Raw genomic sequence first — 14184 nt, 5'->3', positions numbered from 1 at the left:
TTCGGGTCAGTCGGCTTCCTAATCTGAGAGCAAGGAGGTCAACGATGACAGAGAAGGTACGGGTAGCCATTGCTGGTCTCGGCTTCGGCGCCGAGTTCATACCCATCTACCAGGCGCACCCCGATGCCGAGTTGGTCGCGGTGTGTCAACGCAGCGAGAGTGCCCTGAAGCAGACGGCAGACCGGTACGGGGTCCCGGGCCGCTACACCGACTACGACGAGATGATCCAGGACCCGGACATCGACGCGGTTCACATCAACACCCCGATTCCCGACCACGCCGGGCAAACCATCGCCGCGCTCCGGGCGGGCAAGCACGTGGCGTGCACCGTGCCGATGGCAACGACCCTGGAGGAGTGCCAAGCCATCGTGACCGCGGCGGAAGAAGCCGAGCGCAACTACATGATGATGGAAACGGTGGTGTACTCCCGGGAGTTCCTGCACGTGCAGGAACTCGTCCACAACGGCACCATCGGCAGGATCCAGTTCCTCCGCGGCGCGCACTACCAGGAAATGGCCGGCTGGCCGGGCTACTGGGAAGGTCTGCCGCCGATGCACTACGCCACCCACGCGGTCGGACCGGTGCTCGCATTGGCCGGCACTCTGGCGGAGAGCGTCGTCTGCCTCGGATCCGGCCGCATCTCACCGGAGTTGGCCGGCAAGTACGGGTCCCCGTTCGCCGTCGAGAGTGCGTTGTTGACCCTGAAGGACTCGGTTCTCGGCGCCGAGGTTGCACGATCCCTGTTCGAGACGGCCCACCAGTACGTCGAGAGTTTCACGGTCTTCGGGGACCGCGCGTCCTTCGAGTGGGAGCAGATCGAGGGCGGTGGTCACATCCTGCACGTCGGGGAGGACCCCGAACCGATCGAGATCCCCGACTTCGCCGGCCGGCTACCGGAGGAGATCGCCGGGTTCACCACGCAGGGCGTCTACGACGACGACAACGAGCACCTCTCCTTCATCCAGGGCGGGGGGCACGGCGGATCGCATCCGCACCTGGCGCACGAGTTCGTGCGCAGCATCGTGGAGGCCCGCCCCTCCGCTATCGACGCCGTCACAGCGGCGAACTGGACCTCGGTGGGCATCTGCGCCCATCAGTCGGCGATGGCCGATGGCGAGCGTGTGCACATTCCTGACTTCTCGGCAGGTGCACGATGAGCACCGCGACTGTCAGCATCGCCACCATCTGTTTCGACGGATTCGGTGACGAGGACTTTCACCGGACTTTCACCCACGCCAAGCAGGTCGGTGTCCGGCAGATCGAGTTCAATGCCTGGTACGCCCGCAACCTCACGCCCGCTGGTCTGGACAGCATCGTGTCGCGATGCCGAGAGCATGACCTCACGCCGGCCAGTTTGCAGATCTCTCCGTTCGCCCCCGGGCCGGATGCACCGGACCTGGCGCGGGAGACGGCTCGATGGATGTGGCTGCTGGAAGCCGCCGAGCGCCTGGGCGTGCGCGTGATCAAGGCGACCGGATCGGGTCGCGGGCAACGAGGCGGTCTGGAGCGGTTGATCGACCTCTTGGCGTTGATCGGTCCGGTAGCAGAACAGCGGAACCTGACCATCTCCGTGGAGAACCACTTCAGCAACGTCATCGAGCACCCGCAGGACTACCGGGACCTGTTCGATGCGGTGCAGACACCGGCGGTGGGGATGTGCCTGGACACTGGGCACTTCCTTGCCTCAGGCCATGATCTGGTCGCCATCGTGGAGGAGTTCGCCGGACGGATCGTCCAGGTGGACCTCAAGGACTGCGCAGCACCCGGAGCGGCCACCTTCGTTCGCTTCGGTTCCGGCGCCGTCGACTTTGATGCAGTTCTGTCACGAATCCTGGCAACCGGATTCGACGGACACGTGGTCATCGAGCTCCCCCTCATTGAGGAGGACACCATGCTCGCCGACCTTCGCGCAGGTGCTGAGATCGCTGCGCGCTATCTGCCCCTATCAGATTCTGATCTCGAGAGATGAGGATGATCATGAAGCACAATGGCAACGAGGCCATGGCACCGATCCATGGCCGTAGACGAGTCGTACCGGTGGTGGCGGGACTCGCCTCCGTCGCGCTCGTTGCGGCATGTGGCTCGGACAGTGGCACCGCCAGCGACGACCTGCCCAACGAGGGTCCGGTGACGATCAGCTGGTACGGCTCCGATGAACGTAACGCCGCGGTTCAGGAAGTGGTCGACCTGTTCTCGGAAGAGAACCCGGACGTGACGATCGAGACTCAACCGACCACCTTCGATGGTCACTGGGACCGTCTTTCGGTGCAGTCAGCGGCGAACAACCTGCCGTGTATCCCCGCGATGCAGTCCCGGTACCAGGCGCGGTACGAGGACCGGGGCTCACTCCTCCCACTGGATGATCTGATCGAGGACGGCACCATCGACGTCTCCGGGATCCCGGAGGAGATTCTGGAGAGCCAGCGGGCGCCGGACGGGAACCTCTACTCGATACCGAAGGGCATCTGGTACGAGGGTGCGCTTCTGAATGTTCCCCTCATCGAGGAGGAAGGGGGCACGCCACCAGATCCAAGCGGGACCTGGGAGGACTATGTGGACTGGGCGATCGAGGCGCAGCCGAGCATCTCCGACGATCGGTTCGCGATCAACGCCAGCGGAGGCTCGGTCACCCAGTTCCAGGTCTTCGCCATCGGACGGGGGGAAAGCCTCTTCGACGACGGTGAGGCAGGGTTCAGCGAACAGACGCTGGTGGACTGGTTCGACCTGTGGATGCGCGCCGTCGAGGAGGGCGCCGCGCCCTCCGGTGAGGTCACCGCTGAGTACCAGGGCGTGCCCACCGCGCAGAGCATGATGGCGACCGGCCGGCTCTTGGTCAGTTTCACCGGTGACAACAACATGCCCGACTTCCAACGGACGCTGGATCAACTCGATCTGGGCCAGGTCTCGCTGGCCCCCGCGCCCACCGGAGGTCCCGCCCAGGTTGTCGGTGCGAACTCGTGGGCGATCTCGGACAACTGCACCAACGTGGTCGACTCGGCTGCGCTGATCGACTTCTTCATCAACTCCTCCGAGGGCGCGTTCATCCTGCAGACGCAGACCGGCCTGCCGCCGGTGACTTCGATCCTGGAGGAGATGCTGGCGAGCCCGGACGTCGATGAGTCGATCAAGGACCGGATCACGCTCTATGACGACCTGCGCGAATCCGGTGCGGTGATCGACGTGTGGCCGGACGGTACCCAACCGTTGATCACCCAACTGTCCACAGCGTGGGAAGAGGTGGTGTTCGGCCAGTCGACGTCAGAGGACGCTGCGGCCGCGTTCATGGCCCAGGTCGAGACCGCGCTCTCCGGACTCTGAGCGGCAAGATCGGGGTGGGCGCGCACCCTGCGCCCACCCCGGAAAGGCGTCTGACATGATCGACATCGAACCGCGCAATTCGGTACCGCCGACGTCGGCGGCGTCGAGCGCGAAACCGCGCCGAGCGAGGCGCGCGTGGAGCGAGTCGGCTCGGACCACCGCAGCCGGCTACGCCTTCCTGTCCCCCTGGTTGGTCGGATTCTTCGGGATCACGGTCCTGCCGATGCTCGCCTCGCTGGCGCTGTCCTTCACCAACTACTCCGGATCTTTCCAGGCGATGCGCTGGGTGGGTCTGGACAACTATCGGCTGATGTTCACCGTGGACCCCGCGTACTGGGGTTCGGTCAAGGTGACCTTCCTGTATGTGGGCATCTCGGTACCGGTGATGCTGGCGTTCGCCCTGACTGTGGCCACGCTGCTGAACAAGGGGATCGGCGCACTGGGGCTGTACCGCACCATCTTCTACGTCCCTTCCCTGCTGGGAGGCTCCGTGGCGATCGCGGTGCTGTGGCGATTCGTCTGGGGTGAGGCGGGCCTCATCAACGCCGTCCTGTCGGTGGTCGGAATCGACGGACGTAGTTGGATCGGACACCCCGACACCGCGCTCATCACGATCATGGTGTTGAACGTGTGGACGTTCGGCGCCCCGATGATCATCTTCCTGGCCGGCCTGCGTCAAGTGCCTGCGGAACTCTATGAGGCCGCGGCGTTGGACGGCGCAAGCCGGTTCCGCAGCTTCCGGCACATCACGCTGCCCTCGATCTCCCCGATCGTCCTGTTCAACGGGGTCCTCGCCATCATCGGCGGGTTCCAGGCTTTCACCCAGGTCTACGTCATCAGCGGGGGGAGCGGTGGCCCGGCCGGCTCCACCCTGTTCTACACACTGCTGCTGTACCAGCGGGCGTTCACCGAGTCCCGTTTCGGTTACGCCTCGGCGATGGCTTGGGTGCTGCTTATCGTGATCGCGCTGGCCACCGCGGCGGTCTTCGCGAGCGGCAGATACTGGGTCTTCTACGGGGATGGTGAGTCATGAGTGCGGCGACCTCGGCGATGGCGCGACGGCGACTGGGCACCGTGCCGTTCTATACGCAGCGCACGCTGATCCATGTCGGCCTGGTGGCTGCCGCGTTCGTGATGGTCTACCCGCTGTTGTGGATGGCGTCCTCAGCCTTCCGACCCTCCGAGCAGGTGCTGGTCGAGGACAGCCTGTGGGTCGCCAACCCCACCCTGGAGAACTTCGCCCAGGGCTGGAGCGCCGTCGCACAGACCAGTTTCGGAACGTTCTTCCTCAACTCCCTCATCATCGCCGGCCTCACCGTGACCGGGAACATCCTGTCCTGTTCGCTGGCTGCCTACGCGTTCGCGCGGCTTCCGTTCCGGGGGCGAAGAATCTGGTTCGCGCTGATGATCAGCACGATCATGTTGCCCTTCCACGTGTTGTTGATCCCGCAGTACCTGCTCTTCAACGCCCTGGGCTGGGTGGACACGTTCCTGCCGTTGATCGTGCCGAAGTTCTTGGCGACCGAGGCGTTCTTCGTCTTCCTGCTCGTTCAGTTCTTCCGGCTCATCCCCAAGGAACTGATGGAGGCGGCCCGGATCGATGGATGCGGGCACCCCCGGATCTTCCTGAAGATCATGCTGCCGCTGTCGGTGCCGGCGTTGGCCACAACGGGAGCGTTCTCCTTCATCTGGGCGTGGAACGACTTCCTCGGCCCGCTGATCTACCTCACCAGCCAGGGCAACTACACGGTGCCCATCGGTCTGGCATTGTTCGTGGATGCGTCCGGCACCTCGAACTACGGAGGACTCTTCGCGATGTCCCTGCTGTCGCTACTGCCGGTGCTGGGGTTCTTCCTGGCATTCCAGAAACTCCTCCTCGACGGCATCTCGACCACTGGAATCAAATGATGAACGCGCATCCGCAGCGATTCGCCGGCCGTGCCATCGCAGTGACCGGCGCGGCCTCCGGGATCGGACGAGCCACCGCGCAGCGGCTCGCAGCCGAGGGTGCACACGTGATCCTGCTCGACCGGGACCTTCCCGGTGCCGCCACCACCGAGGAGGCGGTGCGCAGCGCAGCGGGGAGCGCCGCCGTCATCGGCTGCGACCTCGCCGATCCGGCTTCGATCGCCGCAGCGGTCACCCAGATCGCGGACCGGTACCCACAACTGGGCGGTCTGATCGGCTGTGCCGGGGCGGTACATGTTGACGGTGTCCAGGAGAATCCGTTCCTGAGCAAGGGGCTCGCCGGCTGGGACCAACTCTTCGCCGTGAACGTACGCGGGATGGCCGACCTGGTCCACCAACTGGCCCCGGCTCTCGTGGCGGCCCGTGGGGTGGTGGTGACCGTCTCCTCCGAGGCGGCCTACCGGTCCCGAGCGGGACGCTGGATCTACGACGCCACGAAGGCGGCGCTGGTTTCAGTCACCCGGTCAATGGCTGCGGCCCTGGCACCGCAGGGTGTGCGCGTGCTGGGGGTGGCTCCCGGGGGCACGATCACCGAGATGCACATCAACGATCATGCCGACCCACAGGCAGCGCGTGAGCAGATGCGCGGTGCTACGGGCGGGAATCTGTTGGGTCGGCTGGCCGAACCGGAGGAGATCGCGGCAGCGATCGCCTTCCTTGCCAGCGATGACGCAAGTTTCATGACGGGGACGACCGTCGCCGTCGACGGAGGAGGAGCAGCAAGCCGATGACCATCGAGGACAGAACCGACACCTATGGCCTCATCGGCCTCGGAAACGTCGGAGCAGATCTGGTAGCCGCAGCGGTCGAGGCAGGCCTGGTCGTGCACTGCTACGACGTGGATCCGGACGCCCGGGAGCGGGCCGGCAGCGCCGGAGCCACGGTGCAAGCGTCGGCGCACGACGTTGCCGCCGTGGCCGACGTGTTCGTGCTGTCACTGCCGAACTCCCAGATCGTGGATCAGGTGCTCTTCGACGAGGGCGCGATCGAGGTGCTGCGCCGGGGGGCGTACCTGGTCGACATGAGCACCAATCACCCGGCACGCTCCCAGGCCCTGGCCGCCGAGGGGAATGCCCGCGGGGTGCACGTGCTCGACATCCCGGTCAGTTACGGTCCCGAGGGCCTGGTCGGGTTCGCCGGTGGGCCGGCCGAGGCGCTTGCGGCCGTACGGCCGTGGGTCGATGCGGTCACGGTGCACACCGAGCACGTCGGCCCGCACGGGCATGGGCAGTACGTCAAACTCGTGCAGAACGTGCTCAGCGGTGTCGGCATGGGGGTGATCGGTGAGGTCATCGGCTTCGCCGAACACGCCGGGGTGGACCTGGAGGTCTTACCGGAGGCACTTCGCCGTACCGGCGCGAACTCGCGGATGCTGGAACGCACACTGCCGGCCATGGTGCAGCGCCGCTACGGCACCAGCGGCACGATGGCGCTGCACTCCAAGGACATGGGATACGCCCTCACGGCTGCGGAGAGCATCGGGGCGCGGATGCCGTTCACCGCGGCGTTGCGGCGGGTGTTCGAGGATGTGTTGGCTGCCGGCGACTCCCGGTGGACCCAGACGGCGCTGGTCGAGTGGTACCGGCCATCCGCCGCCGAGACCAGTGCGGCAAACGACGCCGAATGAGTGGTGAGCGCATCGGCGTCGGCCTGATCGGCTTGGGCAACAGCGGCTGGCATTACCACGCCGAGGGCACCCTGGCGGGGTCGAACGACTTCGAGCTGGTGGCGGTGACCAGCGCCCGTGCCGAGCGCCGGGAAGCCGCGGCGGCCCGCTTCGGTGCCGTCGCCCACCAGGACTGGCAAGGCCTGATCGCCGACGACCGGGTCGAGGTGGTCGTGGTTGCGACGCCGCACCATCTGCGTGAGTCGGTCGCGGTGGCCGCCCTGGCCGCTGGGAAGCATGTCGTCGTGGAGAAGCCGATGGCTGTCACGACAGCCCAGGCCGGTGCGATGCTCGATGCGGCTCAGGCCCATGGCCGGATTCTGACCGTTTTCCAGAACCGCCGATGGGAACCCTCGTTCCAGTTGATCAGGCGGCTGGTCGGCGAGGGCGAAGTCGGGCCCGTGTGGCGCGTCGAGGAACGACGGATGCATGGCGGCAAGTACGTCGTCGCGGGTACCGACCGGCCGCACGCCGGGTCGGACCTGGCCACCTGGGCCCATCGAGGAGGTGGTGGCGGGGTGTCCTACCTGATCGCGCCGCATCTGATCGATCACCAAGTCGTCCTCCACGGTGAGCCGCCGGAGACGGTCTCGGCAGTGATGCACACCTACGCCGGCGACGAGGTCGAGCACTATCTGGATCTGCGGCTCGGCTTCGGGGGTGGGGTGCTGTCCCGGATCGAGATCTTCCGGGAGAATGTGCTCGATCTGCCCAAGTGGGCCGTCTTCGGAGAGCAGGGCACGATCATGTGTGATGACTTCACCTCGCTGCGCCTGGAGCGGGCGGACGGGACAACTCAGCATTACGGTGACTTGGCGCCGTTGCAGTCCTGTGATGAGTTCTACCACCAATTGGCCGCGGCAATACGTGGGCACGGTCCGGTGCCGGTGGATCCTAGGGAAGCGGCTCACACCGTCGCCGTCCTGGAAGCGGCCCATGCCTCCGCCCGCGCAGGCGGAGACCTCGTCCGCCTCGAGACTGTTGATGGCGCGCAGTAGGGTGCCTGCGTGAACACACCAACGGGAAGGACGACGACGGTCCCGCGAACCATGCGTGCCGCGGTGCTGCACCGGGCGCGGGAACTGCACCTGGAGGAGTGGCCGGTTCCGGCTCCGGGTCCGCGCGAGGTCCTCATCCGCGTCCATACGGTGGGTTTGTGCGGCTCCGACGTGCACTTCTACGAGCACGGTCGGGTCGGTGATCTGGAGGTGCTCGAGCCGCTGGTGCTCGGCCACGAGGCCGCGGGCACGATCGTTGCCACCGGTGAGCAGGTTGGCGGGCCCGACTCACTGATCGGGCGCCGGGTGGCGATCGAGCCGCAGCGGCCGTGCCGGTACTGCTGGCACTGTCGAACCGGCCAGTACAACCTGTGCCCGCAGATGCAGTTCCTCTCCGCACCACCGGTGCACGGGTGCTTCGCCGAGTACGTCACCGTGCCGGCGGACCTCGCCCATCCGGTGCCGGAGCGATACTCCGACGACGCGGTGGCGTTGCTGGAGCCGCTGTCGGTGGGGATCGCCGCAGCGCGGAAGACCGCCGTGGTCCCGGGATCGCGCGTTCTCGTGGCAGGCGCCGGACCGATCGGGGTGCTGTGTGCAGCCGCGGCCCGGGGCTTCGGGGCTACCGACGTCGTGGTGGCCGATCCGGTGCAGCCGCGCCGCGAGGTCGCGCAGGACATGGGCGCCACCGAGGTCTTCGACCCGCTCACGGAGACGGCTCCCGAAGGGGCCTTCGACGCCTTCATCGACGCCTCTGGTGCGCCGGGCGTGCTCGCTGCTGGGTTGCGTGCCCTCCGCGGCGGCGGGCGTGCGGTCCTGGTGGGGATGGCAGCCGAGGAGGTGGCGCTGAATGTGTTCCTGGTGCAGAGCCGGGAACTGAAGATCGAGGGGCTGTTCCGGTACACCGATACATGGCCGGCCGCTATCGCTCTGGCAGCCGACCTCGACCTTGACCGGTTGGTCTCGGCCCGGTTCCCCCTGGAGGCGCTGGGTGAGGCGATCCGTCGTAACGGTGAGGCCGAGGTGATGAAGGTCCTCGTCGACGTCGCCCCGTCCTGACCGGCCGCTTCCGGCCCTACGCGGGCGCTCCGGGGTCGATCAGGCGATGTCGACGACCAGATGGTTGTCGCCCACTTCGGTGCAGGTGGCGCTGTAACCACCGACCTCCACGGTCTCGCCCTCGGTACACGTTGCCGCCTGCCCGTTGATGGAGAAGTCGGCGCTCTGACCGTCCGAGCCCTGCAGTTCCACGGTGTACCCGGCCGGTTCGGTGCTGGCACCCGAACCGCTCAGGGTGATGGAGCAGGCGCTGTTCTGGCAGTTGTACTGGGTGGTGGTGCAGGCGCTGACGAGAGTTCCGGCGCCGAGTGCGACGAGAAGGGCGGCGATGATACGTGGTGTCTTCATGGACACCACTGTGCTGCCACCTGGACGGTTACGGAATGGGTAGAGGAGCCCATCGAAGGTCCGGTCCTCGGGCCGGAGCCGCCCACGTCCACGGCCGATGTCAGTGGCCGGTGGGAAAATATGCACGACGGCGCAACTCGGGTCCGGCCGGGCCCGGCCCGGTGTGGAGGTGATTGAGGATGGACTCTCCGGGTCTGGTGCGGACACGCCGGGCGCGGGGTGTGTCGGAGGTTGTGGACACCGCGCGTTCCTGTGCACACCGCGGTGGACCCACAGATTCCTTGGATGAGGCTCCTCCTCCTGTGGATGTGGACCATAGGGGGTCGATCGTTGCCATCTCAACGTTGTGCACAAGGCGGCGCACACGCTATCCACAGGTTCGCCGTCGTCGTCCACAGGAAACCCCGCAGGGGGTGTGGAGGACACGCCGCGTGCGCGACGCGCCCGTCGGCACGACACAACACCTAGGGTCCACGTAAGTTCCGCACCACTAGGTATAGTGGTCGAGCGAACAACATCCATGTAGTTACGTGCTCGTGATTTGTGTGGCGGAACCGCCAGACCCTCAGACCAGCGGGCAGCATTCGAAGAAGGGGAAACGGCATGAGCATCACCGTTTACAGCAAGCCGGCATGTGTGCAGTGCGACGCCACGTACCGGTCGCTGAACAAGCACGGCCTGGACTACACCATCGTGGACATCAGCCTCGACGCCGAGGCGCTGGAGACGGTGAAGGCGCTGGGCTACCAGCAGGCACCGGTCGTCTTCGCCGACGGTGATCACTGGTCCGGGTTCCGGCCCGACAAGATCAAGTCCCTCGTGGCCCGGGTACCACAGGCCGCCACGGCCTGAGGCCGCCACCCACAGACCGCCCGTCGGACTCAGCCGGCCGGGCGGTTCTGTTATCCATCACCTGAACAACGGCACCGCAACTACACAACCGGGAAGCGCCGGCACCTGAGACGGGAGCCGATTCCGGACAACTCGACTACTGGAACAACTGAGGACGCGCATGGCGTCCATGAGGGATGGGAACAACTGTGGCAGCGACACTGACGCGCGAGGAGATCGAGCTCGCCGAGCCCGCGATGGACTATCACGCGTTGAACGCGATGCTGAACCTGTACGACGCCGACGGGAACATCCAGTTCGACAAGGACCGTGAGGCGGCGCGGGCGTACTTCCTGCAGCACGTCAACCAGAACACCGTCTTCTTCCACAACCTGCGCGAGAAACTCGACTACCTGATCGAGAACGGCTACTACGAGACCGAGATACTGGACGCCTACTCCTTCGAGTTCGTCCAGGACCTGTTCGACTACGCCTACTCCAAGAAGTTCCGGTTCAAGACCTTCCTCGGGGCGTTCAAGTACTACACCTCCTACACGCTGAAGACCTTCGACGGGAAGCGCTACCTGGAGCGGTTCGAGGACCGGGTCGTCATGGTGGCCCTGACGCTGGCCGCCGGCAATGAGGACTTCGCCCGCGAGATGGTCGATGAGATCGTGGCCGGCCGATTCCAGCCGGCCACGCCCACGTTCCTGAACTCGGGCAAGAAGCAGCGCGGGGAGCCGGTCTCCTGCTTCCTGCTGCGCATCGAGGACAACATGGAGTCGATCTCCCGGGCGATCAACTCCTCGCTGCAGTTGTCCAAGCGCGGCGGCGGCGTGGCGTTGCTGCTGAGCAACATTCGCGAGTACGGGGCCCCGATCAAGAAGATCGAGAACCAGTCCTCCGGGGTGATCCCGGTGATGAAGCTGTTGGAGGACTCCTTCTCCTACGCCAACCAGCTCGGGGCCCGCCAGGGCGCAGGGGCGGTGTATCTGCACGCCCACCACCCCGACATCATGCGATTCCTGGACACCAAGCGGGAGAACGCCGACGAGAAGATCCGGATCAAGACCCTCTCCCTCGGCGTGGTGATCCCGGACATCACCTTCGAGCTGGCGAAGAAGAACGAGGACATGTACCTGTTCTCGCCCTATGACGTGGAGCGGGTGTACGGCAAGCCGTTCGCCGAGATCAACGTCACCGAGGAGTACCGCAAACTCGTCGACGACGGCCGGATCCGCAAGAAGAAGATCAAGGCCCGTGAGTTCTTCCAGACCCTGGCCGAGATCCAGTTCGAGTCCGGTTACCCCTACATCATGTTCGAGGACACGGTGAACAAGGCGAACCCGATCGCCGGCAAGATCACCCACTCCAACCTGTGCAGCGAGATCCTGCAGGTCTCCACCGCGTCCACCTACAACGAGGACCTGTCCTACGCCCACGTCGGCAAAGACATCTCCTGCAACCTGGGTTCGTTGAACATCGCGATGGCGATGGACTCCCCGGACTTCGGCAAGACCGTGGGAACGGCGATCAGGGCCCTGACCGCGGTGTCGGACCAGACCCACATCAACTCGGTGCCCTCGATCGAGTTGGGCAACAACGAATCCCACGCCATCGGCCTGGGCCAGATGAACCTGCACGGCTACCTGGCACGGGAGCGGATCCACTACGGCTCGGAGGAGGGGGTGGACTTCACCAACATCTACTTCTACACCGTGGCCTTCCACGCGATCACCGAGTCCAACAAACTCGCGATCGAGCGCGGCCAGGCGTTCAAGGGCTTCCCCGACTCCACCTATGCCTCCGGGGAGTACTTCGACAAGTACACCGACCAGGCGTGGGAGCCGGCCACCGAGCGCGTGCGTCAACTCTTCACCGAGGCCGGGGTGCACATCCCGACCCAGGACGACTGGCGCGAACTCAAGGCTTCGGTGATGGCCCACGGGATCTACAACCAGAACCTGCAGGCAGTGCCCCCGACCGGGTCGATCTCCTACATCAACAACGCCACCTCCTCGATCCACCCGATCGCCGCGCCGGTGGAGATCCGCAAGGAGGGCAAGATCGGGCGGGTCTACTACCCGGCCCCGCACATGACCAACGACAACGTCGAGTACTTCGCCGATGCCTACGAGGTCGGCTACGAGAAGATCATCGACACCTACGCCGCGGCCACCCAGCACGTGGACCAGGGCCTGTCCCTGACGCTGTTCTTCAAGGACTCCGTCACCACCCGGGACCTGAACCGCGCGCAGATCTACGCCTGGCGCAAGGGGATCAAGACCTTGTACTACATCCGGCTGCGTCAGATGGCGCTGACCGGCACCGAGGTGGAGGGCTGCGTCAGTTGCACGCTGTGACCACCTGACCCGTGACCAGCGGTGAGTGGCCGACGCACTCGGCCACTCGCCGTCGGGCCCCACACCACACATGACCCACACCCGAAGGCGACGAAGGAACCCCAGATGACGATCGAGCAGCCGGCCGGACCGCCGGCAGGGACGGCCTGATCACGATGGCCGGCATCGTCTACTTCTCCTCGGTGTCCAACAACACTCACCGGTTCGTGCAACGACTGGGGGTGCCGGCGCTGCGCATTCCGCTACGCCCCACCGATGAGTTCCTGCACGTGGGGGACACCGAGTACATCCTCATCACGCCCACCTACGGGCACGGGACCCAGCGCGGGGCCGTGCCCAAGCAGGTCATCAAGTTCCTCAACGACGAGCACAACCGCTCCCTGTGCCGCGGTGTGGTCTCGGGTGGCAACACCAACTTCGGCGCCGGATTCTGCATCGCCGGCGACATCATCGCCCGCAAGTTGGGCGTGCCGCACCTGCACCGATTCGAACTGCTCGGCACCCCATCGGACATCGACGCCGTTCACCAAGCATTGGAGACAACCCTTGAGCACGCTTACGCCTGAGTCCTCCACCCTCAGCGACAATCCGCTCATCAGCCCGATCCACGCGATCAACTGGAACCGGGTCGAGGACCCCAAGGACCTGGAGGTCTGGGAGCGGCTGACGTCGAACTTCTGGCTGCCGGAGAAGGTGCCGCTGTCCAACGACATCCAGTCCTGGGCCACCCTGACCGATGACGAGAAGGCGATGACCACCCGGGTGCTGACCGGGTTGACGTTGCTGGACACCATCCAGGGCACCCAGGGTGCGGTCAGCCTGATCCCCGATGTGATCACCCCGCACGAGGAGGCGGTGCTGTCCAACATCGTGTTCATGGAGCAGGTGCACGCGAAGAGTTACTCCTCGATCTTCTCCACCCTGATCTCCACCAACGAGATCGATGCCGCGTTCCGCTGGTCGGTGGAGAACGAGCACCTGCAGCGCAAGGCCCAGACGATCGTGGCGCACTACCGGGGCGCCGACCCGTACAAGCGCAAGATCGCTTCGGTGATGCTGGAATCGTTCCTGTTCTACTCCGGCTTCTACGCTCCGATGTACTGGTCCTCCCGGGCCAAACTCACCAACACCGCCGATCTCATTCGGTTGATCATCCGCGATGAGGCCGTGCACGGGTACTACATCGGGTACAAGTACCAGAAGAACCTGGAGCGACTCTCGGCCGACCATCAGGATGAACTGAAGGGCTACACCTTCGAGATGCTCCAGGACCTGTTCGAGGTTGAGGAGGCCTACACCCGGGACCTGTACGACCCGCTGGGCCTGACCGAGGACGTGATGGCCTTCATGCGCTACAACGCGAACAAGACCCTGATGAACCTGGGCTACGAGGCGCTGTTCCCGGCCGATGCCACTGCGGTGAACCCGGCGATCCTGTCCGCACTGTCCCCGAACGCCGATGAGAACCACGACTTCTTCTCCGGCTCCGGGTCCTCCTACGTGATCGGCAAGGCTGAGGAGACCGAGGACGACGACTGGGACTTCTAGACCCGGATTGTCCGGACCAGGCGTAGGCCGGTCCGGGCAATCCGTTCCACCCGCCGCGGGTGGTGATAGCGCAAGGGGAAGTGCG

Annotated in this window: 14 protein-coding genes; 13 read left to right on the top strand and 1 reads right to left on the bottom strand. The window is 65.4% G+C overall.

All coding sequences use genetic code 11. From position 1 onward, the window contains the following. Positions 1-44: 44 nt before the first annotated feature. Genes ACO0LV_RS07160 through ACO0LV_RS07120 form a run of 9 tightly spaced genes read left to right on the top strand, consistent with a single transcriptional unit; the run spans position 45 to position 9009 of the window. On the top strand, positions 45-1157 hold the full coding sequence (locus ACO0LV_RS07160) for a Gfo/Idh/MocA family protein (protein WP_424787192.1): 1113 nt from the start codon (positions 45-47) through the stop codon (positions 1155-1157). Further along, positions 1154-1969, top strand: a complete 816-nt coding sequence (locus ACO0LV_RS07155) for a sugar phosphate isomerase/epimerase family protein (RefSeq protein ID WP_424787191.1) — start codon at positions 1154-1156, stop codon at positions 1967-1969. Before ACO0LV_RS07160 ends, ACO0LV_RS07155 begins: the two co-directional genes overlap by 4 nt. Positions 1970-1977: 8 nt before the next feature. Continuing rightward, on the top strand, positions 1978-3318 hold the full coding sequence (locus ACO0LV_RS07150) for an ABC transporter substrate-binding protein (protein ID WP_424787190.1): 1341 nt from the start codon (positions 1978-1980) through the stop codon (positions 3316-3318). 55 nt (positions 3319-3373) lie between these two features. Then, the gene (locus tag ACO0LV_RS07145) at positions 3374-4351 is read left to right on the top strand and encodes a carbohydrate ABC transporter permease (RefSeq protein ID WP_424787189.1); all 978 of its coding nucleotides are present in this window, start codon (positions 3374-3376) and stop codon (positions 4349-4351) included. Beyond that, positions 4348-5226 (top strand): carbohydrate ABC transporter permease, encoded by an 879-nt coding sequence (locus ACO0LV_RS07140; protein ID WP_424787188.1) that lies wholly within the window; start codon positions 4348-4350, stop codon positions 5224-5226. The genes ACO0LV_RS07145 and ACO0LV_RS07140 overlap by 4 nt, the downstream gene beginning before the upstream one ends. Further along, positions 5226-6017: an SDR family NAD(P)-dependent oxidoreductase gene (locus ACO0LV_RS07135; protein WP_424787187.1), complete on the top strand. Its 792-nt coding sequence runs from the start codon at positions 5226-5228 to the stop codon at positions 6015-6017. The genes ACO0LV_RS07140 and ACO0LV_RS07135 overlap by 1 nt, the downstream gene beginning before the upstream one ends. After that, entirely contained in the window at positions 6014-6913 is a 900-nt protein-coding gene (locus ACO0LV_RS07130; RefSeq protein WP_424787186.1) for an NAD(P)-dependent oxidoreductase, read from the top strand. The genes ACO0LV_RS07135 and ACO0LV_RS07130 overlap by 4 nt, the downstream gene beginning before the upstream one ends. Beyond that, positions 6910-7950, top strand: a complete 1041-nt coding sequence (locus ACO0LV_RS07125; protein WP_424787185.1) for a Gfo/Idh/MocA family protein — start codon at positions 6910-6912, stop codon at positions 7948-7950. Before ACO0LV_RS07130 ends, ACO0LV_RS07125 begins: the two co-directional genes overlap by 4 nt. A 9-nt stretch (positions 7951-7959) precedes the next feature. Continuing rightward, entirely contained in the window at positions 7960-9009 is a 1050-nt protein-coding gene (locus ACO0LV_RS07120) for an NAD(P)-dependent alcohol dehydrogenase (protein ID WP_424787184.1), read from the top strand. Positions 9010-9048: 39 nt separating this feature from the next. On the opposite strand, the gene ACO0LV_RS07115 is transcribed toward ACO0LV_RS07120, so the two are convergent. Beyond that, positions 9049-9357, bottom strand: a complete 309-nt coding sequence (locus ACO0LV_RS07115; protein WP_424787183.1) for a hypothetical protein — start codon at positions 9355-9357, stop codon at positions 9049-9051. A 603-nt stretch (positions 9358-9960) separates the two neighbouring features. Between ACO0LV_RS07115 and nrdH the strand changes: the two genes are divergently transcribed. The 4 genes from nrdH (at position 9961) to nrdF (ending at position 14099) form a co-directional block, all read left to right on the top strand. Beyond that, positions 9961-10209 carry a glutaredoxin-like protein NrdH gene (gene nrdH, locus ACO0LV_RS07110; RefSeq protein WP_424787182.1) on the top strand — a complete coding sequence of 83 codons (249 nt, stop codon included), beginning with the start codon at positions 9961-9963 and terminating at the stop codon, positions 10207-10209. Between the two features lie 236 nt (positions 10210-10445). After that, positions 10446-12551: a class 1b ribonucleoside-diphosphate reductase subunit alpha gene (gene nrdE, locus ACO0LV_RS07105; RefSeq protein ID WP_424787311.1), complete on the top strand. Its 2106-nt coding sequence runs from the start codon at positions 10446-10448 to the stop codon at positions 12549-12551. A gap of 155 nt (positions 12552-12706) precedes the next feature. Next, positions 12707-13117, top strand: coding sequence for a class Ib ribonucleoside-diphosphate reductase assembly flavoprotein NrdI (nrdI, locus tag ACO0LV_RS07100; protein WP_424787181.1), 411 nt, complete (start codon positions 12707-12709; stop codon positions 13115-13117). Continuing rightward, positions 13098-14099 carry a class 1b ribonucleoside-diphosphate reductase subunit beta gene (nrdF, locus tag ACO0LV_RS07095; protein WP_424787180.1) on the top strand — a complete coding sequence of 334 codons (1002 nt, stop codon included), beginning with the start codon at positions 13098-13100 and terminating at the stop codon, positions 14097-14099. The genes nrdI and nrdF overlap by 20 nt, the downstream gene beginning before the upstream one ends. Positions 14100-14184: the final 85 nt, after the last annotated feature.

Origin of the sequence: Pseudactinotalea sp. Z1739, from assembly GCF_049725055.1 — a bacterium.
Classification (GTDB): Bacteria; Actinomycetota; Actinomycetes; order Actinomycetales; family Beutenbergiaceae; genus CALKWS01.
Note: the sequence above shows the minus strand (reverse complement) of the source record. Positions and strands in the feature narration are given on the sequence as shown.

Excerpts from the sequence above, each read along its gene's own strand:
- nrdI (WP_424787181.1), top strand. The coding sequence starts at position 12,707 with ATGGCCGGCATCGTCTACTTCTCCTCGGTGTCCAACAACACTCACCGG.
- ACO0LV_RS07150 (WP_424787190.1), top strand. The coding sequence starts at position 1,978 with ATGAAGCACAATGGCAACGAGGCCATGGCACCGATCCATGGCCGTAGA.
- ACO0LV_RS07130 (WP_424787186.1), top strand. The coding sequence starts at position 6,014 with ATGACCATCGAGGACAGAACCGACACCTATGGCCTCATCGGCCTCGGA.
- nrdH (WP_424787182.1), top strand. The coding sequence starts at position 9,961 with ATGAGCATCACCGTTTACAGCAAGCCGGCATGTGTGCAGTGCGACGCC.
- ACO0LV_RS07160 (WP_424787192.1), top strand. The coding sequence starts at position 45 with ATGACAGAGAAGGTACGGGTAGCCATTGCTGGTCTCGGCTTCGGCGCC.
- nrdE (WP_424787311.1), top strand. The coding sequence starts at position 10,446 with ATGGACTATCACGCGTTGAACGCGATGCTGAACCTGTACGACGCCGAC.
- ACO0LV_RS07115 (WP_424787183.1), bottom strand. The coding sequence starts at position 9,357 with ATGAAGACACCACGTATCATCGCCGCCCTTCTCGTCGCACTCGGCGCC.
- ACO0LV_RS07135 (WP_424787187.1), top strand. The coding sequence starts at position 5,226 with ATGAACGCGCATCCGCAGCGATTCGCCGGCCGTGCCATCGCAGTGACC.
- ACO0LV_RS07125 (WP_424787185.1), top strand. The coding sequence starts at position 6,910 with ATGAGTGGTGAGCGCATCGGCGTCGGCCTGATCGGCTTGGGCAACAGC.
- ACO0LV_RS07155 (WP_424787191.1), top strand. The coding sequence starts at position 1,154 with ATGAGCACCGCGACTGTCAGCATCGCCACCATCTGTTTCGACGGATTC.
- ACO0LV_RS07140 (WP_424787188.1), top strand. The coding sequence starts at position 4,348 with ATGAGTGCGGCGACCTCGGCGATGGCGCGACGGCGACTGGGCACCGTG.
- ACO0LV_RS07145 (WP_424787189.1), top strand. The coding sequence starts at position 3,374 with ATGATCGACATCGAACCGCGCAATTCGGTACCGCCGACGTCGGCGGCG.